The sequence below is a fragment of the Paraburkholderia sp. SIMBA_027 genome, assembly GCF_046535315.1.
GTDB lineage: Bacteria > Pseudomonadota > Gammaproteobacteria > Burkholderiales > Burkholderiaceae > Paraburkholderia > Paraburkholderia tropica.
Genome location: NZ_JAWRWY010000494.1, coordinates 1 through 275, shown reverse-complemented (window position 1 = coordinate 275; position 275 = coordinate 1). Strand labels below are relative to the sequence as shown.

At 57.1% G+C, this 275-nt stretch carries 1 pseudogene; it reads left to right on the top strand.

What is annotated here, in order from left to right:
- Nucleotides 1-259: pseudogene (locus SB764_RS39970) on the top strand (ABC transporter ATP-binding protein); the annotation flags it as partial.
- Nucleotides 260-275 lie beyond the last annotated feature (16 nt).

The window sequence follows — 275 nt, the reverse complement described above, 5'->3', positions numbered from 1 at the left end:
CCTCATGAGCGATCCGCAATTGCTCATCCTCGATGAACCCACCGAAGGTATTCAGCCATCGATCATTCAGGACATCGGTCGCACACTGCGTCAACTGGTCGAAGAAATGGGCATGACCGTCCTGCTCGTCGAACAGTATTACGATTTCGCCAAGGAAATCGCCGATCGGTATTGGGTGATGAGCCGCGGTGAAATCGTCGCGGGCGGCGAAGGCGCTAACATGGATACGGATGGGGTGCGCGCACTCATCGCCGTCTGACGAAGACGGTCACCGC